This window comes from uncultured Bradyrhizobium sp., from assembly GCF_936928535.1.
Classification (GTDB): Bacteria; Pseudomonadota; Alphaproteobacteria; order Rhizobiales; family Xanthobacteraceae; genus Bradyrhizobium.
In genome coordinates this window covers 100,475-126,265 of the sequence record NZ_CAKZHY010000099.1, presented here as the reverse complement: position 1 = coordinate 126,265, position 25,791 = coordinate 100,475, and the positions used below count along the sequence as shown (strand labels likewise).

General features: G+C 64.8%; 24 protein-coding genes. 9 read left to right on the top strand and 15 right to left on the bottom strand.

All coding sequences use genetic code 11. The features are described 5' to 3' along the window. On the top strand, positions 1 to 789 hold the full coding sequence (locus Q0687_RS21660) for a 3-hydroxybutyrate dehydrogenase (RefSeq protein ID WP_298881023.1): 789 nt from the start codon (positions 1 to 3) through the stop codon (positions 787 to 789). 141 nt (positions 790 to 930) lie between these two features. On the opposite strand, the gene Q0687_RS21655 is transcribed toward Q0687_RS21660, so the two are convergent. From Q0687_RS21655 to Q0687_RS21645, 3 genes are all read right to left on the bottom strand, one after another. Next, complete coding sequence (locus tag Q0687_RS21655) at positions 931 to 1,755, bottom strand: sulfite exporter TauE/SafE family protein (protein WP_298881020.1); 825 nt, start codon at positions 1,753 to 1,755, stop codon at positions 931 to 933. A gap of 195 nt (positions 1,756 to 1,950) precedes the next feature. Further along, positions 1,951 to 3,318, bottom strand: a complete 1,368-nt coding sequence (locus Q0687_RS21650) for a polysaccharide biosynthesis C-terminal domain-containing protein (RefSeq protein WP_298881019.1) — start codon at positions 3,316 to 3,318, stop codon at positions 1,951 to 1,953. A 298-nt stretch (positions 3,319 to 3,616) separates the two neighbouring features. Further along, positions 3,617 to 4,456: a protein-disulfide reductase DsbD domain-containing protein gene (locus Q0687_RS21645; protein WP_298881016.1), complete on the bottom strand. Its 840-nt coding sequence runs from the start codon at positions 4,454 to 4,456 to the stop codon at positions 3,617 to 3,619. Between the two features lie 142 nt (positions 4,457 to 4,598). On the opposite strand from Q0687_RS21645, the gene Q0687_RS21640 reads away from it, so the two are divergent. Further along, entirely contained in the window at positions 4,599 to 5,243 is a 645-nt protein-coding gene (locus Q0687_RS21640) for a YqgE/AlgH family protein (RefSeq protein ID WP_298881014.1), read from the top strand. A 157-nt stretch (positions 5,244 to 5,400) separates the two neighbouring features. On the opposite strand, the gene Q0687_RS21635 is transcribed toward Q0687_RS21640, so the two are convergent. Together Q0687_RS21635 and Q0687_RS21630 are read right to left on the bottom strand one after the other, a co-directional pair. Next, a complete protein-coding gene (locus Q0687_RS21635) occupies positions 5,401 to 6,288 on the bottom strand; it encodes a TauD/TfdA family dioxygenase (RefSeq protein ID WP_298881011.1) in 888 nt (295 codons plus the stop codon). A 105-nt stretch (positions 6,289 to 6,393) separates the two neighbouring features. Then, positions 6,394 to 7,173 carry an SDR family NAD(P)-dependent oxidoreductase gene (locus tag Q0687_RS21630; RefSeq protein WP_298881008.1) on the bottom strand — a complete coding sequence of 260 codons (780 nt, stop codon included), beginning with the start codon at positions 7,171 to 7,173 and terminating at the stop codon, positions 6,394 to 6,396. Positions 7,174 to 7,271: 98 nt separating this feature from the next. On the opposite strand from Q0687_RS21630, the gene Q0687_RS21625 reads away from it, so the two are divergent. Next, positions 7,272 to 8,009 carry an SDR family oxidoreductase gene (locus Q0687_RS21625; protein ID WP_298881005.1) on the top strand — a complete coding sequence of 246 codons (738 nt, stop codon included), beginning with the start codon at positions 7,272 to 7,274 and terminating at the stop codon, positions 8,007 to 8,009. Positions 8,010 to 8,088: 79 nt separating this feature from the next. Beyond that, positions 8,089 to 8,463: a CsbD family protein gene (locus Q0687_RS21620; protein ID WP_298881003.1), complete on the top strand. Its 375-nt coding sequence runs from the start codon at positions 8,089 to 8,091 to the stop codon at positions 8,461 to 8,463. 84 nt (positions 8,464 to 8,547) lie between these two features. Here Q0687_RS21620 and Q0687_RS21615 read toward each other — a convergent pair whose 3' ends face one another. Next, positions 8,548 to 10,257, bottom strand: a complete 1,710-nt coding sequence (locus Q0687_RS21615) for an SGNH family hydrolase (protein WP_298881001.1) — start codon at positions 10,255 to 10,257, stop codon at positions 8,548 to 8,550. A gap of 150 nt (positions 10,258 to 10,407) precedes the next feature. Continuing rightward, positions 10,408 to 11,805: a lytic murein transglycosylase gene (locus Q0687_RS21610; RefSeq protein WP_298880998.1), complete on the bottom strand. Its 1,398-nt coding sequence runs from the start codon at positions 11,803 to 11,805 to the stop codon at positions 10,408 to 10,410. 206 nt (positions 11,806 to 12,011) lie between these two features. Between Q0687_RS21610 and galU the strand changes: the two genes are divergently transcribed. Then, positions 12,012 to 12,887, top strand: a complete 876-nt coding sequence (galU, locus tag Q0687_RS21605) for a UTP--glucose-1-phosphate uridylyltransferase GalU (protein WP_298880995.1) — start codon at positions 12,012 to 12,014, stop codon at positions 12,885 to 12,887. Between the two features lie 110 nt (positions 12,888 to 12,997). Here the strand turns inward: galU and Q0687_RS21600 are convergent, their stop codons facing one another. Beyond that, on the bottom strand, positions 12,998 to 14,494 hold the full coding sequence (locus Q0687_RS21600) for a sensor domain-containing diguanylate cyclase (RefSeq protein ID WP_298880992.1): 1,497 nt from the start codon (positions 14,492 to 14,494) through the stop codon (positions 12,998 to 13,000). A 144-nt stretch (positions 14,495 to 14,638) separates the two neighbouring features. Between Q0687_RS21600 and Q0687_RS21595 the strand changes: the two genes are divergently transcribed. Further along, entirely contained in the window at positions 14,639 to 14,908 is a 270-nt protein-coding gene (locus Q0687_RS21595; RefSeq protein ID WP_298880989.1) for a hypothetical protein, read from the top strand. Between the two features lie 174 nt (positions 14,909 to 15,082). On the opposite strand, the gene Q0687_RS21590 is transcribed toward Q0687_RS21595, so the two are convergent. Continuing rightward, the gene (locus Q0687_RS21590; protein ID WP_298880986.1) at positions 15,083 to 17,959 is read right to left on the bottom strand and encodes an EAL domain-containing protein; all 2,877 of its coding nucleotides are present in this window, start codon (positions 17,957 to 17,959) and stop codon (positions 15,083 to 15,085) included. Positions 17,960 to 18,124: 165 nt separating this feature from the next. After that, complete coding sequence (locus Q0687_RS21585) at positions 18,125 to 19,123, bottom strand: NAD(P)H-quinone oxidoreductase (protein WP_298880983.1); 999 nt, start codon at positions 19,121 to 19,123, stop codon at positions 18,125 to 18,127. 122 nt (positions 19,124 to 19,245) lie between these two features. Here Q0687_RS21585 and Q0687_RS21580 point away from each other — a divergent pair, with 122 nt between their 5' ends. Both Q0687_RS21580 and Q0687_RS21575 read left to right on the top strand, forming a co-directional pair. Then, positions 19,246 to 19,437: a DUF1192 domain-containing protein gene (locus tag Q0687_RS21580; RefSeq protein ID WP_298880980.1), complete on the top strand. Its 192-nt coding sequence runs from the start codon at positions 19,246 to 19,248 to the stop codon at positions 19,435 to 19,437. A gap of 529 nt (positions 19,438 to 19,966) precedes the next feature. Continuing rightward, entirely contained in the window at positions 19,967 to 20,476 is a 510-nt protein-coding gene (locus Q0687_RS21575; protein WP_298880979.1) for a DUF1465 family protein, read from the top strand. Positions 20,477 to 20,624: 148 nt separating this feature from the next. On the opposite strand, the gene rpmE is transcribed toward Q0687_RS21575, so the two are convergent. Next, complete coding sequence (rpmE, locus tag Q0687_RS21570; protein WP_298880978.1) at positions 20,625 to 20,852, bottom strand: 50S ribosomal protein L31; 228 nt, start codon at positions 20,850 to 20,852, stop codon at positions 20,625 to 20,627. A gap of 201 nt (positions 20,853 to 21,053) precedes the next feature. Between rpmE and Q0687_RS21565 the strand changes: the two genes are divergently transcribed. Then, complete coding sequence (locus tag Q0687_RS21565) at positions 21,054 to 22,880, top strand: ABC transporter ATP-binding protein/permease (RefSeq protein ID WP_298880975.1); 1,827 nt, start codon at positions 21,054 to 21,056, stop codon at positions 22,878 to 22,880. A gap of 16 nt (positions 22,881 to 22,896) precedes the next feature. On the opposite strand, the gene Q0687_RS21560 is transcribed toward Q0687_RS21565, so the two are convergent. The 4 genes from Q0687_RS21560 to Q0687_RS21545 form a co-directional block, all read right to left on the bottom strand. Further along, positions 22,897 to 23,160: a hypothetical protein gene (locus Q0687_RS21560; protein WP_298880972.1), complete on the bottom strand. Its 264-nt coding sequence runs from the start codon at positions 23,158 to 23,160 to the stop codon at positions 22,897 to 22,899. A gap of 67 nt (positions 23,161 to 23,227) precedes the next feature. Continuing rightward, positions 23,228 to 23,674, bottom strand: a complete 447-nt coding sequence (locus tag Q0687_RS21555; protein WP_298880969.1) for a GNAT family N-acetyltransferase — start codon at positions 23,672 to 23,674, stop codon at positions 23,228 to 23,230. Continuing rightward, a complete protein-coding gene (locus Q0687_RS21550; RefSeq protein WP_298880966.1) occupies positions 23,674 to 24,702 on the bottom strand; it encodes a peptidoglycan -binding protein in 1,029 nt (342 codons plus the stop codon). Before Q0687_RS21550 ends, Q0687_RS21555 begins: the two co-directional genes overlap by 1 nt. Before the next feature lie 24 nt (positions 24,703 to 24,726). Next, positions 24,727 to 25,749 carry a flagellar motor protein MotA gene (locus Q0687_RS21545; protein WP_298880963.1) on the bottom strand — a complete coding sequence of 341 codons (1,023 nt, stop codon included), beginning with the start codon at positions 25,747 to 25,749 and terminating at the stop codon, positions 24,727 to 24,729. Positions 25,750 to 25,791: the final 42 nt, after the last annotated feature.

Sequence of the window (25,791 nt, the reverse complement as noted above, 5' to 3'; positions counted from 1 at the left end):
ATGGGTACTCTGTCAGGCAAGAACGCCGTCGTAACCGGCTCGACCAGCGGCATCGGCCTTGCTTACGCGCGCGCCTTTGCCGCTGCCGGCGCCAATGTCGTCATCAACGGCTTCGGCTCGCCCGAGGACATCGAGAAGGAGCGCGCCAAGATCGAATCTGATTTCGGCGTGAAGTCCGTCTACTCGCCCGCCGACATGACCAAGCCGGCCGAGATCGCCGGCATGATCGCACTTGGCGAAAAGTCGTTCGGCTCGGTCGACATCCTCGTCAACAATGCAGGCATCCAGTTCGTCTCGCCGATCGAGGAATTCCCGCCGGAGAAGTGGGACCAGATCATCGCGATCAACCTGTCCTCGGCCTTCCACGCCATCCGCGCCGCGGTGCCCGGCATGAAGAAGAAGGGCTGGGGCCGCATCATCAACACGGCCTCGGCGCACTCGCTGGTCGCTTCGCCCTTCAAGTCGGCTTACGTCTCGGCCAAGCACGGCATCGCCGGCCTGACCAAGACCGTGGCGCTTGAGGTCGCAACCAGCAAGATCACCTGCAACTGCATCAGCCCCGGCTATGTCTGGACCCCGCTGGTGGAGAAGCAGATCCCGGATACGATGAAGGCCCGCAACCTCACCCGCGAGCAGGTCATCAACGATGTGCTGCTCGACGCGCAGCCGACCAAGGAGTTCGTGACGTCCGAGCAGGTTGCAGCGCTCGCGTTGTTCCTGTGCAGCGACGATGCCGCGCAGATCACGGGTACCAACCTGTCGATCGACGGCGGCTGGACCGCGGAGTAACGGCGACTGTCGCTCCAGGCGACGCAGCCGTAGGGTGGGCAAAGGCGCATTTGCGCCGTGCCCACCATCTCTCTCCGATCGTAGAAGGTGGTGGGCACGCTTCGCTTTGCCCACCCTACCAGACCGTCGCACAGCTTCCGCTCAATGGCTCCAGGCCAGCGCCGTCACGATTGCGGATTGCAGGTTGAGCTCCGCAAACATGATCTTGCCGGCCACCACGACGAGGACGCTGGCGAGCGCCACGCGCAGCACCGTCTCGGGCACGCGCGTCGCGCTGTAGCTGCCGATGATGATCCCCGGCAGCGAGCCGAGCAGCAGCACGCCCATCAGGCCCCAGTCGACGTCGCCGAGCGCCCAATGTCCGATGCCCGCCACAAGCGTCAGCGGCACCGCATGCGCGATGTCGGAGCCGACGATGGTCGCCATCGGCAGGCGCGGGTAGAGCAACAGCAGCACGGTCACGCCGACAGCGCCGGCGCCGACCGACGAGATCGAGACCAGCACGCCGAGCACGATCCCGGTGACGACGGTCGCAATCACCGTGGTGCGCTCGTCGAGCTGTTCCATGCGGCGGCGATAGCGTTCCATGATCGACTTGCGGAAGATCAGCGATGTTGCGGTGAGGACCAGCGCGAAGCACAGCACCAGATTGACCAGGTCGCGCTCGGCATCGCTTCTGAGATCGAGCTTCCACAGCACCAGCAGCGTCAGCGCGCTCGCTGGAATGCTGCCGCAGGCCAGCCGCAGCACTGCCGGCCAGTGCACGCTACGCGAGAAGCCATGCACGACGCTGCCGCCGGTCTTGGTGGCGGCGGCATACAGCAGATCGGTGCCGACGGCCGTGGTCGGATGGATGCCGAACAGCAGGATCAGCAGCGGCGTCATCAATGAGCCGCCTCCCACGCCGGTCAGCCCGACAAGCAGGCCGACGCCGAAACCCGAAGCGACGTAAAGCGGATCAATCATGGTCGGCAGAATCTAGGTTCATCTCGTCAGTTGAGCAATATGACGTAGGATAAACTTTCCCCGTGATGCAACCTGTTGGGCAGAATAAGAAAAATTATGCTGCGGGGCCACGGTGGGGAGACGTTTTACCTGTTTCGCGTGCTCATCTGGAAACAGTCGTCCCCGGAACAATGCATAGGCCGGCGTGCATCGTACCTATTTACCAAACGCCAGCACGTGCAGCCCCAGCCGCTGGCGCACGATCCAGAACAGCAGAACGGTCTCGAAGGTCAGCGAGATCGAGGTCGCGGCCGCGGCGCCGTGGCCGCCGAAGCGCGGCACCAGCGCGATGCAGAGCACGACGTTCATCACGAACGCCAGCGCGTAGGCGAGCGCGCAAATCTTCTGCTCACCCAGCATGTTGAGCAGACGCTCCACGGGGCCGATCGCGGCGCGCACCACGAGGCCGACAGCGGCGACGAACATGATGTCGTAGCCGACAACGAATTGCGGCCCGAACAGCCAGAGCAGCGGCTTGCCGAGGGCAAGCAGCACGATGGTTGCCGCCAGCGACGGCCAGAACGTCCAGACGATGGCATGCGCGACATAGGCCGACAGGCGCGCCTTGTCGCCGCTGGCGTTGTATTCGGCGAAGCGATGCGCCGTCGTTGCCGACATCGCGTAGTGAATGAACGACACCAGCGCCAGCGTCTTCACGACAGCGAAATAGACGCCGACCTCGTCGGAAGGACGGAATTGCTGCAGCACCAGCACGTCGGTGTAGGAGAGCAGCAGGTAAAAACTCTCGACCAGGAGAATCGGCAGCGAGATCGCGAGCCAGCCGCCGATGTCGTAGGCCTTGGGACCCGGGGCGATGTGATTGGCGAGCCGGCGGTTCAGCACGACCATCTGTCCGGTCATCGCGATCCACACCGCGCCTGCGCTCGCCACCATCGCCGCGACGGCGCCGAGATGATAGCCGAGCAGAAAGGCACCGGCGGTGATGCCGATGATCAGTCCCTGGCGGATGATGAATTGCGGCATCAGGCCGAGCTGCATCCAGTCATGCGAGCGCGCGATGCCGTCCTGGGTGTTGGCGACGACGAAGGCGGGCAGCGTCATGCAGCCGATATAGAGCGGCAGCTGCTCGGCCGGATCGATCCATGGCGAGAGAAGCCTGACGATGCCCGCAAGCGCAAGCGACACCAGCGCCGAGACGGCGAAGGTCAGCCAGCGGCTGCCGGAGAGAAAGCCGCGCAGCAAGGTAAGATCGCCGCTGGCACGATATTCCGGAATGATCTTTTGAGCGGACGCGGAGATGCCGAAATCCATCATGCTGCCGAGCAGCAGCACCCAGGTCCAGACATAGACGTAGATGCCGTAGTCGGACGTGCCCATCCAGCGGGCGAGCAGCACCTGCGAGAAATAGGCGAGTCCCGCGCTGATGACACGGATGATGAAGATGGTGCCGGCGAGCCGACGCGTCAGCGATGCTTCGCGCGAGCCCCCCGTCAGTTTTCCGCGCAGCCGCGCGATCAGCCCGGCCTGTCCGGTCGTTGCGGGTTCTGCATCCATCACGGCCAAGTCGAGATCCCCAGTCGTCCGCATGCTGCGGCAGGCGAGGGATTAGCAACCATTCGTTAAGATTCGGTTGGGTGGGGCGCGCCGTGGCGCCACCCACCGTCCCGGACAAGCGTAAGCGCAGATCCGGGACCCATAACACCAGGGAGAAGTTGCTGCGCCGGCTGGCAACTCCGAATCTTCGCAAGACGATCGCTGCGGCGTATGGGTCCCGGATCGGCGCGCGCTTGAGGCGCGCTTGTCCGGGACGACGGCTGTATGTGGAGCGCCGGCGGAGCAACTCACTCGCGTCGTCCGCAACTCACTCCAAATTCGTATTGAACTCGTACGACTTGTCCGGCCCCACCAGCGTGAATTTCAGCGCGGCGGCATCGGGCTTGACGCCCGGCGGCAATCCGTCGAGCTCGAAGGAAAATCGCTTCACGCCGGGCGGACTGTGCTCGACCGGATCAGGAATGGGCAGCGACCACTCCGGCGTCGGCCCTTCCACGAACAGATTGACCTTGCTGTTCTCGGGCGCAACGACATCGACCACAACGTTCTTGGGCCCGTCGCGCTTGACGTCGCGGATGGTCAGCGGATTGGGGTCGCCGACATTGGCGGGCTTCGGCACCGTGTCGAGCGCTGCGCGCAAATTGGCGTCTTCGGTCGATGCGACGTTGTTGAAGCCGAGCTCGACATTGGCCTCGACGGGAATGCAGAGCTTTTCGCAAACCGCGTAATTGATCTCGGCGCGCAGGGTCACCGGCTTGTCGGCCGCCTTGGCGACGATGCGCAAGGGCAGCACGATCTGGTCGTGATAGCCGATCGAATGGCCGCCCGCACCGTCGTCGAATTTCTGCGGCGCCGGCCACATCACGGTCACCGCGTCGACATTGTCCGATTTGGAGAAATCGAACCGCGGCGGAACGCCTGAGTCGCCCGGCATGCGCCAGTAGGTCTTCCAGCCGGGCTGGATCTGGAACGCGATACCGCCGAGCAGGACGTTGCCCGTGCGCGATCCCGCGAGCAACCGTACCGCGGAATGTCCGTCGCGCTGCCACGGCGACGAATCGTCGGCATGGGCAGTTATCGCCAGCAACGACGCAAGCAAGGTTGTCGCGACGCCAATCGCCGCATGCAGGGGAACTCTTGTCAGCATGGCACGTCTTTACAGGGTCGCCCCTGGCCAAACCATTGAATTGCTTGTGATGGATGCACTCGAATCATATCTCTGCAAGCCTTGATTTGACAGCAGGGCGGCCCGACATCAGGATAGGAATTCAAACCGGAGTGCTTTACCGATGGCTCCCACAGGCAAGAGGACGGGCGAAAGCACCCGCAGCGCAGGCCCCAGGCTTCCCAATTCCGCCGTGTACCTCGACGGCCAGCTCCTGATCGCGATGCCAGTGATGGGTGACTCCCGCTTCGAGCGCTCGGTGATCTATCTCTGCGCCCATTCCGCCGAGGGCGCGATGGGCATCATCGTCAATCATCCCGCGGGCAGCATCGACTTTCCGGAGCTCTTGGAGCAACTCGGCATCGTCAAGAAGGGCGAGCACATCAAGCTGCCCGAAAATGCCGAAAGCATGAAGGTGCTGCGTGGCGGCCCTGTCGACACCGGCCGCGGCTTCGTGCTGCATTCCAGCGATTTCTATATCGAGAACGCGACCTTGCGGATCGACGACGGCGTCTGCCTCACCGCAACCGTCGATATCCTCCGCGCCATCGCCAATGGCTCCGGCCCCAAGCACGCCATCCTTGCGCTGGGCTATGCCGGCTGGGGGCCTGGCCAGCTCGAGACCGAGATCCAGAGCAACGGCTGGCTGCATTGCGACGCCGATGCGGACCTGATCTTCGGCGACGACGTCGACGAGAAATACGGCCGCGCCCTGCGCAAGATCGGCATCGATCCCGGCATGCTGTCGAATGAGGCCGGGCACGCGTAGCGTTATCTGCTGTCGCCACACTCTCCACTGTCGTCCCGGCGAAGGCCGGGACCCATACTCCGAGACAGAATTTGTTGAAGCGGGCTGGCAATGACCCGTCTTCGCAAAACCCTATCATGTGGCTATGGGTCCCGGCCTTCGCCGGGACGACAACAACCTACTCCGCCGCCTGCTGCTGCACCGTCGGCTCGGTCCCCGCCACCGTCGCTCTTCGCATGTCGCGGGGCTGCGACTGGTCGTAGCGGCGGACGCGGTGCATGGTCTGGCGGTTGTCCCACATCACGAGGTCATGCAGCTTCCATTTGTGGACGTAGACGAATTCGCCCTGCGTCGCGTGCTCGTTGAGATCGCGCAGCAGCAGCCGTCCTTCCGGCATGCTCATACCGACGATCTTGCCGGCATGCGACGAGAGATAGAGCGATTTGCGGCGATGTACGGGATGGGTCCGCACCAGCCGCTGCAGCACCGGCTTGAACATCGCCTTTTCCTCGTCGGTATATTCGGTGAAGCCGAGCGATCCCCGCGAATACATCAGCGAGTGCTCGCAGATGAGATCCTCGATCTCGGCCTTGGTCTCGTCATCCAGCGCGTCATAGGCCGCGCGCATGTCGGCGAACTCGGTGTTGCCGCCCTTCGGGTTCACCACGCGCGCCGACAGCAGCGAGAACTTTGCCGGGATCGGGCGGAACGAACTGTCGGAGTGCCACAGGCAGTTGCCGAGATTGAACAGATTGGCGCGGCTGTCCCTGGCGAGCGGCTTGCCATCCTTGTCGAGGTTCGAAACATCGTTCAAGCCGGAGCTGAGGCGGTATTCGCTCGCCTTGGTAATGTTGCCGCCGCGTGCATCCTCGCGCTGACCGAAATTCAGCGCAAAGGCCATCTGCTGCTCGTCGGTGATGTCCTGGTCGTGGAAGACGAGCACCGCATATCGATCCATCGCCGACTCGATCTCGCGGGCCTCATCCGGCGTGAGCGGCTTTCGCAGGTCGAGGCCGGAAACCTCGCCGACAAAATGCGTCTGAAGCTGCCGGATGGCGATCGTCATGGCGTCTCTCCCGCGGACCGCGAGCGGTTGGTCCCGCTCTGCTGACCAATGACCAAAAAAGCTACTCCCGCATCTGATGATGTCAACGGCCGGCGCGCATGGCTCTTACGCATTCCGCGCCATCAACCCGCCGTCGACCGGGATCACCGCGCCGGTGAGGAAGGACGCCGCTGGCAGGCACAGGCTCAGCGTCATGTGCGCGACTTCTTCGGGGTCGCCGTAGCGGCCGAGGGCGGTGCGGCGCTTGGCATAGATGGTCTTGTGCTCTTCCGAGATGCGGTCGGTGATGGCGGTCCGGATCGGACCCGGGCAGATGCAGTTGACGGTGATGCCCTCGCGGCCGAGCTCGACCGCGAGCGAGCGCGTCAGGCTCGCGACGCCGCCCTTCGCGGCCGAATAGGGGCTGTGCAATGCGGTAGCGCCCAGCGCCTCGGTGGAGGCGATGTTGACGATGCGCGGGCACTTCGATTTGCGCAAGTGAGGCAGCGCGGCGCGGATGATGCGTGGATGCGCCGTCAGCATCACGGCGATGCCCTTGGCCCAGGCATCTTCATAACCCTCGTCGTCGATCGCGACGCGGACCGAAATGCCGGCGTTGTTGACGATCACGTCGAGGCCACCGAAATGCGCGGCGACATCGCCGACCACGCCCTTGATCTCGGCGCCGTCGGCGACGTCGAGCTTCCATGCCTTGGCCGTTCCACCGCTCGCTGCGATCTCCTTAGCGACCGCATGTGCGCCTTGCTCGTCGTAATCGGTGGCTGCGACGTTGGCACCTTCGGCTGCGAACAGCCGCGCAGTGGCGCGCCCCATGCCGCTGGCGGCGCCGGTGACGAGAACGGTCAGGCCTTTCACGGAGCGGCTGAGCTCTTTGAACTCGGGCATGCTGTTTCCTCGTGTCTCTTGTTTCTTGTTATGAGATGGACAAGGCTGGCATCGATCCGAGGGCAGGTCAAACAAGCAAGATAAAACGGGAGGCCGCGATGGCGAACGAGCTCGATTTCTCCGGCAAGCAGGCGCTGGTCGTCGGTGGTTCCAGCGGGATCGGCAACGGCATCGCGCAAGCTTTTCGCGCGAGGGGGGCTGCTGTTGCCGTGTGCGGCACGCGCGCTCGCGCGACGGAATATCGCGCGGAGGAAGGCTCCGATCTCACCGGTCTTGCTTATGCGCAGCTCGACGTCAGCAATGCGGGTGCGATCGAAGCGTTCAAGCCGTCGTTCGACAAGCTTGACATCCTCGTGCTCGCGCAGGGCGCGGTGATCTATCGCCGCGGCGAGTTCGAGATGGCGGGCTTCCGCAAGGTCGTTGAGGTCAATCTGATGAGCTTGATGGCGTGCGCGACGCGGTTTCATTCCATGTTGCGGGATTCGAAGGGCGCGCTGATCATGGTATCCTCCACCGCGGCCTATCATTCCACCATGGGCAATCCGGCCTATAACGCCTCGAAGACCGGCGCGGTCGGCTTGACGCGGACTTTGGGCGAGGCCTGGGCGGAGGACGGCATCCGCGTCAACGGCATCGCGCCCGGCCTCGTCGATACCAAGATGACGAAGGTGACGACCGACAATCCCAAGCGGCTCGAAGGCGCATTGTCACGCATTCCGCTGCGGCGATTGGGCACGCCGGCCGATATGGCGGGCGCAGCCCTGTTCCTGGCCTCGCCGTTGTCTGCGTACATTATTGGACAGACGCTGGTCGTCGATGGCGGGTTGATCCTGTAGCGATCTACACTTTCGCAAAGGCGTGGAACTGCGCTCCTCCTGATCGGTTACTTGGGGCAGACCCCCGAGGAGGAGCATCATGGACAAGGACAGGATCGTCGGATCAGCCAAGGAATTCGCTGGGCGCGCAGAAGGCGCCGTCGGCGATCTCGCAGGCGATGCGCAGACACAGGCGTCGGGCAAGGCACGTGAAGCCGCCGGCACCGTGCAGAATCTCTACGGCCAGGCCAAGGATGCCGTGCGAGACGCCGCGGACACCGCCACGAGCTACGCCAAGGATGCCTACGAGAACAGCGGCGACACAATCCGCGGCGGCTCGCAGGCGATCTCGCAAAAGGTGCAGGACAATCCGCTCGGCGCGCTGCTGGTTGCCGGCGGCATCGGCTTCGCGCTCGCGCTTCTGATGTCGCGCCCCGCACGTCGTCCGCCGCCGCGCTGGCGGTACTACGGCTAATAGCCGCGCCGTCATGTCACTCGTGCCCCGGCTCTGCGCCGCATCACCAAGAGGTGATGCGCCGCGTCCGGGACTCGAGATGAATTACCGAACCACTTCAGCCGAACGCCCGACATTGCCGGGCGGACGCGGGATCGCGGGGCCCGGATTCGGGTTGCGCGGCGCCGGCGCAAGTTGACGCGGCGCGGGTTGCGGCGAGCCGAAGCCGAAGAAATCGCGTAAGGACGGGGTTGCCTGTGCCGGCTGCGGCGGCGGCCTCTTCGGTGCGAGCGGCTTGGGAGGTGCGATCGCAGCGGCGGCACCGGGCATGCCGGACGCTCCGGGGGCAGCACCGTCGGGCGTCGTCGCCGCAACAGGCGTATCGCCCTTGGCCTGCTCGCGGCCGACCTCGCGGCGCGGCCAGGAATAGTCATCCGCACGACCCGCGGGCGCGGCTAGCGGCTCGCCCTTCACCAGCGTCCGCGCTGCGAGCGCATCGACGGAGGCGGGACGCGTGCCGGGTCCACCCAGCAATTGATCGGTCGAGATCGAGGCCGCAACCAGCGGGACGATCGGGCCGGCGAGCGGCCGCGGCGGCGGCTTGCCGGGCTCGGCATTGGTGTCGGGCGTCGCCGGTTCGCTCGGCAGGGCGATCGGGCCCGAGCGGCCGGCAAGCAGACGCGTGATCTCGCGTTCGACATAGTGTGCGAGTTTGCGCGCGCCGGGCTTGGTGAAATAGACGCCGTCGCCGCTACGCAGCTGACGGATCTGGCCTTCGAAGTCAGGGCCCTTCTGCAGGAAGCGGCCGGCCTCGTCGACAAAGCCGTCCCAAACGTCGACATAGGTGATGCCGGCCTTGGCTGCGCCTTCGCGATAGAGCGAATCCAGGAACAGCATGTCCGCAGTGCCCTTCGGTCCGCGGATCGCGGGCAGGCCGACCCAGAGCACCGGCACGCCCTTGGCCTTCAGGACGTTCGCGAGTTCCTCGATCTTCTTGCCGTAGAGCTCGACCCAGCGGTCGTCGCGGAATTCGTAGATGCCATTTGGATTACGCGCGGCTTTTTCGGGCGCGGCTGCGGGTGTGTCGGCGTTATCGGCGTCGTCCTGCGGCAGGTCGGTGTCGACAGGCTTGTCGTCCGGCTTGGCTGCGGCATCCGGCTTGGCATCGCCGGGCTTGGCATCACTTGTCTTGGCGTCACCCTTGCCTTGCGGCTTGGCGCGCGCGCCCTTGTCGTTCTTCTTGTCTTTGTCCTTGTCCGCCGGCTTGTCGGTGACAGGTTCGCGGATCGAGATGCGGTCGTTGAGGCCGAGCATGACGACGATGACGTCAGGCTTCTCGGTTTCCAGAATGCCCTTCGCCGCGGCGGCCCAATCGGAGGGCTCGCCCTTCGGCTGATATTTGATCAGGCCCGACGTCGTCCTGTGCTTGCGGATCACGCCCATGTCGGGCTGCTCGGTGTAGGCGTCCTCCAGGCCATAGGCGAGCCAGTCGGCCATGGCATCGCCGATCACCAGCACGTTCTTGTCCGGAATGGTCTCGCGCTTGGCGGGCGCCGGCGCGCGCGAAAAGTCCTGGCGCGGAGCCTGCTGCTGCTGTTGCTGGAATGGCGCGAAGAAATCGCCGCCGAACCATCCACCGCCGCCTTGGCGCGGCGGTGGCGCCTGCCGCTGCGGCGGTCCGCCAAAGCCTGGGAAATTGAAGAATTGCGCCGAGGCCGGTCCCGCGACAGAGACCAGGATCGCGAGCGCCGTCCCCAGCGCGATCAGCGGGCCGGTCTCGGTCAGCGCCTTGAAAAAGGATTTGGGCTTCGACATGCGATCTCGGGGCCGCGCAACGGGGTCTGGAAGGTGGTCCTTATACTAACGGAATCGGGCGCCAAACGGGCAAATTCTCTTGCAGATTCCTGGGGCCAAACGGGCCCGATCGGGCCAAAAACCCTGATCACGGTTACTTTCGGCGCGATTTTACCGCCCGCGCAGCCGGTCCAGCACGTCGGAGGTGGCAAACCCGTCGGCGGGGAGCCCGACCGAGACCTGGAAGTTGCGCAGCGCATCCCGGGTCTGGCCGCCGAATTGGCCGTCCGGGGTGCCCTTGTAGAAGCCGCGCTGGGCCAGCAGTTGCTGCAGTTCCAGCCGCTCGCTCTTGGACAATTCCCGCTCCTGCCGCGGCCAGGGCTGCACGAAGGGCTGGCCGCCGCGCAGGCGGTCGGCGAAATGGCCGATCGCCATCGCATAGGCCTCGGCCGGGTTGTATTTCATGATGACCCGGAAATTCTGCAGCATCAGGAAGCCCGGTCCCTGCGCGCCCGCGGGTGCCAGCAGATAGGCCTTCTCCGCCGGGTGCGGGAAGGGCTGGCCGGTGGCCCGCTTGAGCCCGAGCTTTTCCCACTGCGCGATCGTCATCATCTTGGCGCGGTCGGCGAGCATGTAGTTGAAGCCCTCGGGTACCACGACCTCGAAGCCCCAGCTCTGGCCGCTCTGCCAGCCGTCTTTCTTGAGATTGTTGGCGGTCGAGGCGATCAGGTCCGTCGGGTTGTCGACGACGTCGCGCCGTCCGTCGCCGTCACCGTCGACGGCGAAGCGCTTGAACGCAGTCGGCATGAACTGGGTCGGGCCGAACGCGCCGGCCCATGACCCGCGCATCTGCTCAGGCCTGAGGTCGCCGCGGTTGAGGATCTCCAGTGCCGAGAGGAATTCGTCCTTGAAATAGGCCTGGCGGCGGCCGACGCAGGCGAGCGTCGCGGTCGATTGCAGCACGCTGCGGTCGCCCATCTGCGTCGAATAGTTGGATTCGATGCCCCAGATCGCGGCAATGATGTAGCGGTCGACGCCGTAGGCCTTTTCGGTCGCGTCGAACTGCGCCTTGTATTTGGCGAGGATCTCCTTGCCCTTGGCGAGGCGATTGTCGTTCACGAGGATGTCGAGATAGTCCCAGATCGACTTCGAGAACTCCGGCTGCGAGTCCATCAGGTCCATGATGCGCAGATCGGGCGAAAGCCCTGCGGTGAAGCGCTGAAAATTCTCCTGCTTGATGCCGCGCCGCGCGGCATCCGGCCACATCCCCGCAACGCAATTGTCGAAATTGCCGGCCGCCTCGCGGATCGCAGCCGCCGTCATCAAGGGATGGCCGGAGGCGCCGTCCTCGCCGCTCCAGGGCTGAGCGCCCGTCGGGGCGCCGCCGGGGGCTTGCGACGGCGCCGGGTTCGAGCCAGAGAAAATACCGCCGAACAGGTTGGACAGGCCGTTTTGCCCCTGAGATCCCTGGGCCTGCGCAGACGCAGGGAACAGCAGCGCGGCCGCAATCATCGTTGTGCCTGCCAGAGATCCGCCGCGTTTTGCCAAGCCTGCCACCGATTGCCTCATATGCCCCATCCGTCCGGCCAAAAATCCGCCATCAGGAGGCCTCGTTACGGTTGCCAATATCTTAACAAAGGTGAATTTTTGCTGGTCACCTTTTTCGCAAATTCTCGAAGACGGAGCCCAACATCCGCCTTTGTTACCGGCTGCAAAACGGCTAGCAAGATCCCATTGCTTCTTTCACGCGCGCTCCAAGGTATTCGATCAATCACATGAAAATCCGCAAAGCCGTATTTCCCGTCGCCGGCCTCGGCACCCGCGTCCTGCCCGCCACCAAGGCGATGCCGAAAGAAATGCTCACCATCGTCGACAAGCCCCTGATCCAGTACGTCTATGACGAGGCGCGGGAAGCCGGCATCGAGCACTTCATCTTCGTCACCGGCCGCAACAAGAACGTCATCGAAGATCATTTCGACAGGATGTTCGAGCTCGACACGACGCTGAGCCAGCGCGGCAAGAAGGCCGAGCAGGAGATCCTGGCGGAGAACCAGCCGGAAGCCGGCGCCGTCAGCTTCACCCGCCAGCAGGCGCCGCTCGGTCTCGGCCACGCGGTCTGGTGCGCGCGCGACATCGTCGGCAACGAGCCGTTCGCGGTGGTGCTGCCCGACGAGCTCGTGCTCAATTCGCCCGGCTGCCTCAAGCAGATGATCGACACGGCAGCTCAGCTCGGTGAGAAGTCGAACCTGATCGCGGTCGAGGCGGTGCCCGACCATCTCACCCATCAATATGGCATCTGCGGCGTGGGAAAACGCACCGGCAAGATGTTCGAGGTCGACGGCATGGTCGAGAAGCCGGCCAAGGGCACGGCGCCCTCAAACCTCTCGATCACCGGCCGCTACATCCTCCAGCCCGAGATCTTCAAGATCCTGGAGACGCAGGAGCGCGGCGCCGGCGGCGAGATCCAGCTCACCGACGCGATGATCGGTCTCGCCAAATCGCAGAAGTTCTACGGCGTCGAGTTCGAGGGCGAGCGCCACGACTGCGGCTCCAAGCCCGGCTTCCTCCGCGCCAACATCGCCTACGCGCTGAAGCGGCCGGAGCTGCGTGAAGGGCTGATCGCGGAGATGAAGAAGTATCTGGGGCAGTAGGGCCTCTCGTCATTGCGAGCGAAGCGAAGCAATCCAGAATCCCTCCGCGGAAACACTCTGGATTGCTTCGTCGCTTCGCTCCTCGCAATGACGGCTGCGAAAAGCGCGCCTCACGCCACCAGCGACAGCGCCGGCAAGCTCGCCACCACCGATTGATTCCGCCCGCCGGCTTTTGCGGCATAGAGCGCCTTGTCGGCGGCTGCGACCAGCACGGTCCAGTCCATGCCGGCCATGGGCGCGAGGCTGGCGACGCCGCAGGAGACGGTCGATCCCGCGCCACCGTCGGACCAGCCGAGCACCTTGGCGCGAATGGTCTCGGCGATCTTGAACGCGTCGGTGGCCGACGTGTTCGGCAGCAGCACGGCGAACTCCTCGCCGCCATAACGCGCGGCGCAGTCGCCGGCGCGGCGTACCGAGTCCGAGATGCAGATGGCGATGCCGACCAGCACCTGGTCGCCGGCCTGGTGACCGAACGTGTCGTTATAGGCCTTGAAGTGATCGGCATCGATCATCAGCAGCGCGACCTGCGACTTCTGGCGCATGGCGCGCCGCCATTCCATGTCGATGACCTGGTCGAACTTGCGGCGGTTGCGCAGGCCCGTCAGCGCGTCGGTCGTCGCCATCTCCTCGAGCTTGCTTTCGGCATCTGCACGGCGGCCGATCTCGCGGGCGAGCACGATCGCCGAGCCCAGCACGAACAGGGAAAGCATCAGCACCACGGCGCCGATGCGCAGCGCTTCCCTCTGCCACAGCGAGAACACCGCGCTCAGCGGCTTGCCTGCCACGACGAACAACGGTCCGGAGCCGCTGCTGCGCACGTAGAGGCGCGGCGTCACGTCCACCGGTCCTTTTCCGGCATAGGATCCGCCGGCCTTGAGATTGTCAGGTTTCCACTTCTGTTGCGTTCCCAGATTTTTGCCGATGATGTCGAGATCGAAAGGCCGTCGCATCATGATGGTGCGGTCGCGCTTGAGCACGGTGATGGTATCGTCGGGGTCGAGGCTCAGCCGCTCGAACAGTTCGTGGAAGTAGGTGTAGCGGATGGAGCCGGCGACGACCCCCATGAAGCCGCCATCGCTATCGCTGATGCGCCGGCTCAGCACGATCGAAAACGCGCCGCGGAACAACATCGGATGGCTGATGAACAGCCCGACGTTCGGATTGTCGCGATGAACCCTGAAATACTCTTCGTCGGCGCGGTTCTGCGGCTCCGGATCGAGTGTCGAGGCATCGATGGTCAGCCTGCCGTCGGCATCGAACACCTGGACGGCGCCGAAATGCCGTGCCGTGGTCGCATGATCGAACAGGATGAGTTGACGGACCGGCCTCGAGACCGTGGCGAGCTCGGGCAGCAGCATGTTGTTGACGACCGCCTTCAGGGACAGGTCGTAGATATCGAAGTTGCGGCTGATGTCGGCGTCGATCGAGGTGGCGAGGTTCTCCAGCGTCTGGCGCGCCAGCGCCTCCTCGCCGCGGCGCATGTCGAGCAGGACGTTGACGCAAATGGCGGAAAAGCCGATCACCGTCACGACCGACGTGATGATCAACAGCTTTGCCGACATGCGCCAGGGCCGGCGGGCCTTGGCTTCGCGCCATCCAGACAGCATCGTTTGCTCCCGATATTAGTGGATGCGCCTGAAAGCTTGCGTAGTGTTTAAGCCGCGACGGCACTGAAGCAATGAGTTAAGGATTGGTTTCCGCGGGCATCGCTTTTGCGCAGATCGGGTCGCGGACAATGGATGGGGACGGCGGTGAACGACTACGACGCGCTACGTGATTACCTGCTGCGACAGAAGCAGATGGAATTCGTGCTGAGCTTCGAGCAGATCGAGGAGATCATCGGCGCCGCCCTGCCGCGCGCGGCCAATCGTGCGTCATGGTGGGACAGCCTGCGCAGCCCCGACATCCAGATGCCGCAGCGCGAAGCCTGTTTGGCCGCGGGGTTCGTCGCCACACGGATGCCGGATGGTGCCAGCGTGCGCTTCACGAAGCGGAAGAAGGATGGGCGGCGGCCCGGCTAGCGCGGGTTTGCGTTATTTTCCCTCCCCTTGTGGGAGAGGGCTCGCCGCGGAGCGGCGAGACGGGTGAGGGGTCTCTTTCCGCGCGCGAATCTCTCGCGGTGGAATTCGGAGAGACAACCCCACATCCGGCGCTTCGCGCCACCTTCTCCCACAAGGGGAGAAGGGAAGAAGAGCTCAGCTCGCCGCTTCCAGCCGCACTTCCGTCAGGAGGCGCATCGCGGCATCCGCGTCCATCGGCTCGCCGAAGGCAAAGCCCTGCGCGTATTCGCAGCCCAGTTGGTAGAGCTCGACCGCGTCGGAATCGGTCTCGGCGCCTTCCGCCACCACGTCCATGCCGAGATCGTGCGCGAGCGCGATGATCGACTTCAGGATCACCGGCCGCGTGCCGCGGTTGGTGGTGCGGACGAAGGACTGGTCGATCTTGATGGTGTCGAACGGGAAGCGCTGCAGATAGGCCAGCGAGGAATGGCCGGTGCCGAAATCGTCGAGCGATAATCCAGTGCCGAGCTCGCGGATCCGCGTCAGCATTTGCGCGGCGTGCTCCGGATTCTCCATCACCAGCGATTCCGTCAGCTCCAGCTTCAGCGTGCCGCGCGCCACCGAGGAGCGCGACAGCACGGTGCGGATATCGTGGATCAAATCGTGGCGCAGCAATTGCCGCGAGGAGACGTTGACGGAGGCGAAAATCGGCTCGCGCGAGCGCATCGCGCGCTGCCAGATCGAGAGCTGCTTGGCGGTCTGGTCGAGCACGAACATGCCGAGGTCGACGATCAGGCCGGTCTCTTCCGCGATGGTGATGAATTCCGACGGCGCCATGCGGCCGAGCTTGGGATGGTCCCAGCGCGCCAGCGCCTCGAAGCCGGCGACCGAGCGATCCTCCAGCCGCACGATCGGCTGGTACAGGATGGTGAGCTCCTGCCGCTCGATGGCGCGGCGCAGCTCGCTCTCCAGCGTCAGGCGGTCGGTCTTCCGCGCGCGCATCGCGGGCTTGTAGACGTCGATGCGGTCGCCGCCGATGCGCTTGGAATGATACATCGCAAGCTCGGCGTCCTTGATGATCTCGTCCGTGAGCTGGGTTTGCGGATCGGACAGGGCCATGCCGATCGACGCGGTCAGGAAGATCTCGCGGTCGTTGAACGCGATCGGCGCGCGGATGGTCTTGCGGATGGTCTCGGCGAAGTTGGTGATCCGCGCCGGGTCCTGCTCCGACAACAGGATCAGGCCGAATTGGTCGCCGGCGAGCCGCGCCAGGGTGTCCTGCGGCTTCAGGATGCGGGTGAGGCGGCGGGCGAGGGTGAGCAGGATGGAATCGCCGACCGCGATGCCGACGGAATCATTGACCTGCTTGAAACGGTCGAGGTCGATCACCATCAGCGTCGGCCGCAGCGTCGGCATCGTCTTGGCGAAATGTGCGACGGCACCCAGGCGATCCATGAACAGCTTGCGGTTGGGCAGGCCGGTGAGATTGTCATGCACGGAATCGTGCAGCAGGCGCTCCTCCGCGTTGCGCAGCTCGGTGACGTCGGTGAGCGTGCCCACCACGCGCGAGACCTCGCCGTCGGAGCCGACCACCGGGCGCGCCTTCAGCGCGAACCACATGAAGTGACCGTCGGGGGTGCGCAGGCGGAAGTCCTGCACCAGGCGGCCGCGGCGCTGGTCGAGCACGCTGTCGAGCGCGGCGCGGAAGCGGTCCTGGTCGAGCGGATGCAGCACCTCGAGCCACGAGGCCGCGGGCCCTTCGAGCGTGCCACGCTTCAGCCCAAGCAGGGCTTCCGTCTCGGGGCTTGTAAAGACCTTGTCGGCGGAGACGTCCCAGTCCCAGATCAGATCGCCGGAACCGGCCAGCGCCAGCGCGCGGCGTTCGATGTCGGACACGACGCCTGTGGTGGCGCCGCCGCCCGCAAAGGCGTGCTGCATCACGGTGAAGCCGATCAGCATCACGATCAGCACGAGGCCGCCGAGCAAAGCAGGTCCGACGATGTCGTTGGTAACGGAGCCGGCCACCGTCATGCCGGCTGCGACCACCCAGACCACCAGCAGGAACCAGGTCGGGATCAGCAGCACCGCGCGATCAAAACCGTGGGTGGAGAGATAGACGATCAGCGCGAAGCCGGCGAAGGCGATCAGCACCAGCGAGATGCGCGCAATGCCGGAGGCGACGGCCGGGTCGAACAGTGCGAGCGCGACCAGCGAACCCAGGAAGGCGAGCCAGCCCACCGTGATGTGCGAGTAGCGCACATGCCATCGACTGAGGTTGAGATAGGCGAACAGGAACACCAGCAGCGTCGCCGCCAATATCGCTTCACCCGCCGCGCGCCAGATGCGCTCGGCGTTGTTCGACATGTCGAGCACCTTGCCCCAGAAGCCGAAATCGACGCCGATATAGACCAGCACCGCCCAAGCCAACGCCGCGGCGGCCGGGAACATGATGCTGCCCTTCACCACGAACAGAATCGTGAGCACGAGGGCCAACAGACCGGAGATGCCGATCACGATGCCCTGGTAGAGCGTGAACGAGTTGACCTTGTCCTTGTAGGCTTCCGGCTCCCACAGATAGAGCTGCGGCAGCTTGTCGGTGCGCAGTTCCGCGACGAAGGTGACGACGGCACCGGGATCGAGCGTGATGCGGAACACGTCGGCGGTCGCGCTTTCCTGCCGTTCCGGCCGGTCGCCGATCGAGGGCGTGATGGTTGCGATGCGCGACAGGCCGAGGTCGGGCCAAAGCAGCCCCGACGAGACGATGCGGTAATGCGGGGCGACGATCAGGCGGTCGAGCTGGTCGTCGGTGTTGTTGGCGAGCGCGAACACCACCCAGTTCTGGCCGCCTTCGCGGGCGCGCACCTCGATGCGGCGGACGATGCCGTCGGTGCCGGGCGCGGTGGAGACCTGGATGCGATCAGCGTCGCTGCGCTGATGCTCGAGCACGCCGGTGAGGTCGATCGCGGGCGCGTCACTGCGGACGCTGACGGCGTCGAGCGCGCGCGCGGGATGCGCGGCGACAAGAATCATGAGGCCCAGCGCGATGGGCGCGAGGCACCTGATCAGACGCAAGGTCAGTTCTCCGCGTTCGACGCAAACTCTGCGTGCAAGAACGGCACGCAAGGCTGGCACGTAAGGACGATTTCAGACCGGACGGAAGTGGTCGGCATTTCGCGATAGATGGCACGAAAGCCAAGAAAATCAAAGGGTTTCCGCCCGGTTTGATCGGCCAGCGGCCTAGACCTCCAACACAATTTTGCCAATATGTGCTGAGGTTTCCATGCGCCGGTGTGCGTCGGCGGCCTTTTCCAGCGGGAAAGCGCTGTCCATCAATGGTTTGACCCGGCCGTCGCGCAGCAGCGGCATCACTTTCGCCTCAATCGCGGCCACCATCGCCGCCTTGTCCGCATTACTACGGGGACGCAAGGTCGAGCCGGTATGGGTCAACCGCTTGACCATCACCTTGGCGATGTTGACGCTGACCTTGGGGCCGTTGAGGGTCGCGATCTGCACGATGCGGCCGTCGACGGCAGCGGCGTCATAGTTGCGGTCGACATAGTCGCCGGCGACCATGTCGAGGATCAGGTTGACGCCCGCTTTGTTCGTCTCCGCCTTGATCACTTCGACGAAGTCTTCGGTCTTGTAGTTGATCGCGCGGTCCGCCCCGAGCTTGAGGCAGGCGTCGGCCTTGTCCTGAGAACCGACGGTGACGAACACCTTTGCGCCGAATGCCTTGGCAAGCTGGATCGCCATGGTGCCGATGCCGGAGGAGCCGCCATGGATCAGCAGCGTCTCGCCGGCCTTCAGGCCGCCACGCTCGAACACATTGTGCCAGACCGTCATCAGGGTTTCCGGCAGCGCGCCGGCTTCCTGCATCGACAGGGCGGGGGGCACGCTCATGGCCTGGGCGTCCTGCGCGATGCAGTACTGCGCATAGCCGCCGCCGGCGACCAGCGACATCACCTTGTCGCCAATCTTGTGCCGCTTGGCGTTGCTGCCGACCGCGACCACTTCACCTGCGATCTCGAGGCCCGGCAGGTCGCTGGCGCCGGGCGGCGGCGGATAGGCGCCGGAGCGTTGCGCCACGTCGGGCCGGTTGACGCCGGCAGCCTGCACTTTGACCAGGATCTCGTCAGGACCGGGCTGCGGCACAGGGCGTTGTTCCGGCAGCAGCACCTCCGGTCCGCCGGGCTTGGAGATGGCGACCACGGTCATTTGCGCGGGCAGCTTGTCCATGATGTGTCCTTGAGCAAAGGTGCGAGGGAGCGAGGCCTTTGATTAGCCAGCGCGGTTCAAGCTGGCAACCGCCTCAGCCGTGTACAAGCCGTGTACCGGGCGCGCACGCAGGAGGAACGACGATGCCGATGGAAGACGACGACCGTCCGCGCAAGAAGGTCACCCATGAGATCGGACAGGATCTCTCACTGTTGTCGGTCGAGGAACTGACCGAGCGCGTCGCCCTGCTCAAGACCGAGATCGCAAGACTGGAAGAAGCCGCCACCAAAAAGCGAGCCTCGCGCGATGCGGCGGACAGTTTTTTCAAGTCGTAGGGTTCTCTCTCCGCCGTCATTCCGGGGCGGCGCGCAGCGCCGAACCCGGAATCCATAACCACAGGATGTTGAAACGGGCAGGCGGGCCACTCCGTCTCCCTGTGGTTATGGATTCTCAGATGCGCAATTGCGCATCGTAGCTCGCGACTTCGTCGCGCCCCGGAATGACGGCGAAGAGAGGGGCGGCTCGGCCTCTGGCCGACATGGCTAACGAACCTTCAAAAAAATCGTTCGTTTACGCACCATTAAGCTTTCGAGTTTATGACTGGAACTGTCCTCGTTTGGACACCGAGTGGCTCCTGTCCACTCTGTTTGACGCCTCCCTGTTATCAACTTTCAAAGCCGCCGGTCTCCGGCGGCTCTTTTTTTGTGGTTTCGTCTCTAGCGGCGGTTGAATTCCCGGGAATGACCCGCGGAAACCATATCCGCGCTTGTCGCTGGACTCCGCCAGCCCCCCGCGCAATGATTTGTTCATCATAAGCCGGCGCCAAAGCCGGACAGGTAAACAGTTGCGTAAGGGGCGTTAACCATGGAACGTTTGCAAGCCGACGGCGCTCTCGTTCAACTCAGCGAGCGGTTCACCAATTCTGCGGCGTTCGGCGTCCTGTTCCGCGAGGGCATGGATCTCGTCGAAGAGACCGCCGCCTATCTGGACGGCGCTGGCCGCAACGAGGCCAAGGCGCTCGACCGCGCCGTCAGCCTCACCTACGCGACCGAGAGCATGCGCCTCACCACGCGCCTGATGCAGCTCGCCTCGTGGCTGCTGCTGCACCGCGCCGTCAAGGAAGGCGAGATGACGCTGGTCCAGGCCAACCGCGAGAAGACCAAGGTCAAGCTCACCGCCGCCGATCCCGGCCCCGTCGACACCATCGAGAAGCTGCCGGCGCAGCTTCAGGATCTGATCGAGCGCTCGATGAGCCTGCAGACCCGCGTCCGCCGCCTCGACACCTCGATCCACACCCCGCCGGCCGACCACATCGCAATCGGCAACCCGCTGGTGCCGCATCTCAACGCGCTCAAGGCTGCGTTCGAGCGGTAAGGCGTCGTCATTCCGGGGCGCGCGAAGCGCGAACCCGGAATCTCGAGATTCCGGTTCGGCTCTGCGAGCCGCCCCGGAATGACGGGCTCAAACAAAAACGCCCCCGGCTCTCCGGGGGCGTTTTTCGTCTCCAGCCATTTTGGCCGGATCAATCCTTTTTGAGGAAGCCCGAAAACTTCTTCGGGAAGCGCGAGACGCGGCCGCCGCGATCCATCAGCTGGGCGTTGCCGCCGGTCCAGGCCGGATGCGACTTCGGGTCGATGTCGAGGTTCAGCGTATCGCCTTCCTTGCCCCAGGTGGAGCGGGTCAGGTACTCGGTTCCGTCGGTCATGACGACTTTAATCGTATGATAATTCGGATGAATTTCGGCTTTCATGACAATTCCTAGGGCGCCCGCGCCCGGCTTGAGTGACTATCGAATGACGGATTTGGAGGGGTCTATACCGCACGGGGGCCTTCAAAACAAGCCATTGTGGGGGCTTGAGAACCGGGCTGCTCCTTACGGTACATCCCGGATTTGCCTCGCCCCGTGCCGCGGCCTATGTGGAGCGAACGTCTCTCTTTTGGTCGGATTCCAATGAGCGCTGTTGAACGGCTTGAAACCCTGCCCGCACAAGCCCCGTCGATCGAAGCCGAGCTGATCGAGCAGCCCGCCAAGAACCGGGCCAAGCTGCGGCCGCTGATGGCGCTCGCGCCTTATGTCGCCCGCTATCGGGGCCGGGCGGCGCTCGCCTTCGTCGCGCTGACGGTTGCGGCACTGACGACGCTGCTGGTGCCGGTCGCAGTGCGCCGGATGATCGATTTCGGGCTGACGCCCGAAGGCATCGCGATGATCAACAACTACTTCTCGGTGATGATCGCCGTCGTCGCCGTGCTCGCGCTCGCGAGCGCATCGCGCTACTACCTCGTGATGACGATCGGCGAGCGCATCGTCGCCGACCTCCGGCGCGACGTGTTTGCACATCTGCTCTCGCTGTCGCCGTCTTTCTTCGATTCCGCGCGCAGCGGCGAACTGGTGTCGCGGCTTACCGCTGACACGACACAGATCAAATCCGCGGTCGGCGCCTCCGTGTCGATCGCGCTGCGCAATCTGATGATGTTTTTTGGCGCGGCAGCCATGATGGTCATTACCAGCCCGCGTCTCTCGGGCTTCGTGCTGTTGGCAATCCCGCTGATCGTGCTGCCGCTGGTCGCGTTCGGACGCTGGGTGCGGCGCTTGTCGCGCAATGCGCAGGACACGCTGGCCGATGCCTCCGCCTATGCCGGCGAGCTGGTCGGCGCGATCCGCACCGTGCAGGCCTATACCAGCGAAGGGCTGGCGGCGAAGCGTTTTGGCGGCGAGGTCGAGCAGGCCTATGATGCCGCGCGCACCTCGACGCAAGCGCGCGCGGTTCTCACCGCCATCGTCATCTTCATCGTGTTCACAAGCGTGGTCGGCATCCTCTGGATCGGCTCGCATGACGTGCTGACAGGCGCGATCACGCCGGGCCGCCTCGGCCAGTTCGTGCTCTATGCGGCCTTCGCCGCCGGGGGCCTCGGCCAGCTCAGCGAGGTCTGGGGCGAGGTGTCGGCCGCGTCAGGCGCCGCCGAACGTCTGTTCGAGATTCTGCACGTACAGCCCGACATCAAGGCGCCCGCATCGCCGCGCGCGCTGCCGGTGCCGGGCCGCGGTGAGATCGGGTTCGATCACGTCAGCTTCGCCTATCCCGCGCGTCCCGACGTCAGCGTGCTCGATGCCGTCTCGTTCACCGTGCGTCCGGGCGAGAAGGTCGCGATCGTCGGCCCGTCTGGCGCCGGCAAGAGCACCATCTTCCATCTCTTGCTGCGCTTCTATGATCCGCGCAGCGGCGCGATCTCGCTTGACGGCGTGCCGGTGAAATCCGCCGATCCGCGCGATTTCCGTTCGCGCATCGCGCTGGTGCCGCAGGAATCCAACGTGTTCGCGGCCAGCGCCCGCGAGAACATCCGTTTCGGCCGGCCCGATGCCAGTGATGCCGAGGTCGAGCGTGCCGCTGATCTCGCGCACGCCAGCGAGTTCATCCGCCGCCTGCCCGAAGGCTTTGACACCCCGCTCGGCGAGCGCGGCGTGACGCTGTCAGGCGGCCAACGCCAGCGCATCGCGATCGCCCGCGCCATCCTGCGCGATGCGCCGCTGCTGCTGCTCGATGAAGCGACCTCCGCGCTCGACGCCGAAAGCGAGACGCTGGTGCAGACCGCGCTCGAAGAGCTGATGAGCCACCGCACCACGCTGGTGATCGCGCACCGCCTCGCCACCGTGCTCTCCTGCGACCGCATCCTGGTGATGGACCAGGGCAGGATCGTCGAGCAGGGCACGCATGCCGAACTGGTTGCCGCGAACGGGCTCTATGCGAGGCTGGCGAGGTTGCAGTTCGAGGGGGCGTGAGGCGTAGCGTCACGCCTCACTTGCACTTCGGCGAGCCCATCGGCACGTTCGGCCAGGGCCAGTTCTTCCAGCTTCCGCCCTCGCCGATACAGGGCGAGCCTCCGTTGGCGGGGATTTCCGTCGGAGCAGGGGTGCTCGTCGGAGCTGGCGACGCTGTCGTCTCACTCGCTGTCTTTGCTGGCGGCGCCAGGCGCTGGTCGACATAAACGCTCGACACATAGCCGGCAACGATGACGCCGAGGAACACCGAAGACCCCTTGGCCAGGTTGCTCAGCCGCATTGATCCTCTCCATCTGCCTGCTTGATGCCACACTCGCAAACCGCGCCACGCAATTGCGTGACAGAAATCACGGCCGCCACGCCATCTTCAGCACGGGCCGCCCCGAGGTCGGGTTCAAATCCTCGCCGGCATCGGCAAAGCCGTTGCGCTCGTAAAAGCGGATGGCGCGGGCGTTGTCCTTGTTGACCAGCAGCGTCACGCCCGATGGCGACAGGCGCTTGGCTTCGTCCACCAGCAGACGTGCCGCATCCGAGCCCCAGTGGTTGGGGTCAACCACCAGCTGGTCGAGATAACCGTCGCCGTCGATGGTCACAAAACCCGTCAGCGCGCCGTCTTGTTCCGAGACGACGATCTGGGCCTTCGGCACCAGATCCTTGCGCCAGCGTTCGCGCCACCAGTCCAGCCGCGCAGCGAAATCGATCTGCGGATAGGCCTGCTGCCAGGTCCGATGCCAGAGCTCGATCGCCGCCGCTTCGTCGGCGTCTGCGTAGGGACGGAGGCGGAGCGCGCTCACTACCGCTCCGTCAGCTTCAGCTCGATGCGGCGGTTGCGCTTGTAGGCGTCTTCGGTGTTGCCGGGATCGAGCGGCTGGAATTCGGCAAAGCCCGCGGCGACGAGGCGCTGGGCGGGCACGCCGAGTGAGATCAGATATTGCACCACCGAGATCGCGCGCGCTGACGACAGGTCCCAGTTCGACTTGAAGTTCGGGCCGTTGACCGGCCGCACGTCGGTGTGGCCGTCGACGCGCAGCACCCAGGCGATCTCGGCCGGAATCTTCTTGTCGAGCTCGATCAGCGCGGCGGCCACCGTGTCGAGCTCGGCACGGCCCTCGGGCAGGAGCGTCGCCTGTCCGGTGTCGAAGAACACTTCGGACTGGAACACGAAGCGGTCGCCGACCACGCGGATGTCGGGGCGGTTGCCGAGAATGGCGCGCAGGCGCCCGAAGAACTCCGAGCGGTAGCGCGACAATTCCTGCACGCGCTGCGCCAGCGCAACGTTCAGGCGCGAGCCGAGATCGGCGATGCGGTTCTGCGATTCCTTGTCTTTCTTTTCCGACGCATCGAGCGCTTCCTCGAGTGCCGCCAATTGCCGGCGCAGCGCGCTGATCTGCTGGTTCAGCACCTCGATCTGTGCCAGCGCCCGCGCCGACACCGCCTTCTCGGAGTCGAGCGCCTTGCCGAGTTCGGCGGTCTTGCCTTGCGCGTCGTTGCCGGCATTGGCGAGGCCCTCATAGAGGCCCTTCATGCGGTCGCGCTCGGTCTCGGCCGAGGCGAGGCCCGCCTTCAGTTGCGAGACCTGATCGTCGAGCGAGAGCTTGCCGAGCTTCTCCAGCGACAACAGCTCGGTGAGCTGGGCAATCTTGGCGTTGAGTTGCTCCAGCGCCTTGTCCTTGCCAGTCACCTCCTGCGACAGGAAGAACTGCACGACCAGGAACACCGACAACAGGAACACGATCGACAGCACCAGCGTCGACAGCGCGTCGACGAATCCGGGCCAGTAGTTGAAGGCGCCTTCGCTGCGGCGGCCGCGGGCTAGAGCCATGCTCGCCTCTCAAACGTTGATTGCTTAACTCTTCTCGGGCTGGCGCGCGATGCGCTCCAGGAGGCGACGGATCTCGCGGTTCTGCTCGCCCTGGCCGTCAGCCCATTCGCGGATCATCTGCTGCTCGGTCCGCATGTGCGACACCAGCGCCTGGATGGCTTCGGCAAGGCTCGCCATCGCCGCCGTGGTGCCGCGGCTGGCGCTGCCTTCCTCAAGCACGCCACGCAGCCGCTCGACGGCGGCCTGCAGCTCGCCGCTGGCAACCCCGCCGCCGGCGGCAGCGGCGACGGTGACTTCGCCGCTGCCGTATTCGCGCACGGTGGTGGCGAGCCAGTCCTCGAGGTCGGTGTAGAAGCGGTTCTGCGCCTGGCTCGATTGCAAATCGAGAAAGCCGAGGATCAGCGAGCCGGCAAGGCCGAACAGTGATGAGGAAAACGAGATGCCCATGCCGCCGAGCGGGGCGGCGAGGCCTTCCTTCAGCGTGTCGAACAGCGCGCCGGCATCGCCCCCGACCTTGAGCCCGTCGATGACCTTGCCGACCGAGCCGACCGTCTCGATCAGGCCCCAGAAGGTGCCGAGCAGGCCGAGGAACACGAGCAGGCCGGTCATGTAGCGGGAGATGTCGCGGGCCTCATCCAGGCGCGTCGCGATGGAATCGAGCAGATGCCGCATCGTGGTCTGGGTGATCGACATCCGCCCGGTGCGCTCGCCGCCCAGGATCATCGCCATCGGCGCCAAGAGTTTGGGGTGCCGGGCCGGCGCGAGGCCGGGATCGGCGATGCGGAAATTGTTGACCCAGGAGACTTCAGGATAGAGCCGGATGACCTGGCGGAAGGCCAGCACGATGCCGATGAACAGCACGGCCCCGATCAGGGCGTTCAGCCCGGGATTGGCGAAGAAGGCCTGGATGATCTGTTTGTAGAGCACCACGCCCACCAGCGCGCACAGCACCAGGAAAACCAGCATCCGCACCAGGAAGACGCTGGGGGAGGACAGTTTTGTGTACTCGATGTCGATGGCGGAACGGGGCGAGGCGCCTGACGGCATGGCCGGGATCATCCATTACGAAGCTTGCTTGCCTCCGCACTA

Coding starts and splice junctions, on each gene's coding strand:
- galU (WP_298880995.1), top strand. CDS start 12,012: ATGAAAATCCGCAAAGCCGTATTTCCCGTCGCCGGCCTCGGCACCCGC.
- Q0687_RS21565 (WP_298880975.1), top strand. CDS start 21,054: ATGAGCGCTGTTGAACGGCTTGAAACCCTGCCCGCACAAGCCCCGTCG.
- Q0687_RS21625 (WP_298881005.1), top strand. CDS start 7,272: ATGGCGAACGAGCTCGATTTCTCCGGCAAGCAGGCGCTGGTCGTCGGT.
- Q0687_RS21610 (WP_298880998.1), bottom strand. CDS start 11,805: ATGAGGCAATCGGTGGCAGGCTTGGCAAAACGCGGCGGATCTCTGGCA.
- Q0687_RS21545 (WP_298880963.1), bottom strand. CDS start 25,749: ATGCCGTCAGGCGCCTCGCCCCGTTCCGCCATCGACATCGAGTACACA.
- Q0687_RS21635 (WP_298881011.1), bottom strand. CDS start 6,288: ATGACGATCGCCATCCGGCAGCTTCAGACGCATTTTGTCGGCGAGGTT.
- Q0687_RS21645 (WP_298881016.1), bottom strand. CDS start 4,456: ATGCTGACAAGAGTTCCCCTGCATGCGGCGATTGGCGTCGCGACAACC.
- Q0687_RS21600 (WP_298880992.1), bottom strand. CDS start 14,494: ATGCTGTCTGGATGGCGCGAAGCCAAGGCCCGCCGGCCCTGGCGCATG.
- Q0687_RS21630 (WP_298881008.1), bottom strand. CDS start 7,173: ATGCCCGAGTTCAAAGAGCTCAGCCGCTCCGTGAAAGGCCTGACCGTT.
- Q0687_RS21575 (WP_298880979.1), top strand. CDS start 19,967: ATGGAACGTTTGCAAGCCGACGGCGCTCTCGTTCAACTCAGCGAGCGG.
- Q0687_RS21585 (WP_298880983.1), bottom strand. CDS start 19,123: ATGGACAAGCTGCCCGCGCAAATGACCGTGGTCGCCATCTCCAAGCCC.
- Q0687_RS21620 (WP_298881003.1), top strand. CDS start 8,089: ATGGACAAGGACAGGATCGTCGGATCAGCCAAGGAATTCGCTGGGCGC.
- Q0687_RS21640 (WP_298881014.1), top strand. CDS start 4,599: ATGGCTCCCACAGGCAAGAGGACGGGCGAAAGCACCCGCAGCGCAGGC.
- Q0687_RS21655 (WP_298881020.1), bottom strand. CDS start 1,755: ATGATTGATCCGCTTTACGTCGCTTCGGGTTTCGGCGTCGGCCTGCTT.
- Q0687_RS21615 (WP_298881001.1), bottom strand. CDS start 10,257: ATGTCGAAGCCCAAATCCTTTTTCAAGGCGCTGACCGAGACCGGCCCG.
- Q0687_RS21560 (WP_298880972.1), bottom strand. CDS start 23,160: ATGCGGCTGAGCAACCTGGCCAAGGGGTCTTCGGTGTTCCTCGGCGTC.
- Q0687_RS21660 (WP_298881023.1), top strand. CDS start 1: ATGGGTACTCTGTCAGGCAAGAACGCCGTCGTAACCGGCTCGACCAGC.
- rpmE (WP_298880978.1), bottom strand. CDS start 20,852: ATGAAAGCCGAAATTCATCCGAATTATCATACGATTAAAGTCGTCATG.
- Q0687_RS21580 (WP_298880980.1), top strand. CDS start 19,246: ATGCCGATGGAAGACGACGACCGTCCGCGCAAGAAGGTCACCCATGAG.
- Q0687_RS21550 (WP_298880966.1), bottom strand. CDS start 24,702: ATGGCTCTAGCCCGCGGCCGCCGCAGCGAAGGCGCCTTCAACTACTGG.